Origin of the sequence: Holdemanella sp. DFI.5.55 (genome assembly GCF_020593575.1) — a bacterium.
Taxonomy (GTDB): Bacteria; Bacillota_I; Bacilli_A; order Erysipelotrichales; family Erysipelotrichaceae; genus Holdemanella; species Holdemanella hominis.
The window spans coordinates 1-208 of record NZ_JAJDMK010000483.1 but is presented as its reverse complement, the minus strand read 5'-3'; the positions used below and the strand labels follow the sequence as shown (position 1 = coordinate 208).

The following is a 208-nucleotide window of genomic DNA, read 5'->3' as shown; positions in this document are numbered from 1 at the left end:
ATGACGGCGGCCGAAACGGCTAACCCCCGCAAGGTCATTCCCAAGGCCATCAATGACATTCCAGTCCGGATTTTGTTGTTCTACATTGGCGCACTGTTTGTGATCATGAGCATCTATCCATGGAATCGGCTTGATCCAAATTCGAGTCCGTTTGTCATGGTCTTTAAGGATATTGGCATTTCTTCAGCGGCCTCAATCATCAACTTTG

The 208-nt window shown here is 47.6% G+C and carries 1 pseudogene; it reads left to right on the top strand.

Annotated features, from left to right (window positions below):
• Positions 1-208 (top strand): annotated as a pseudogene (proY, locus tag LJE08_RS14890) (proline-specific permease ProY); the annotation flags it as partial.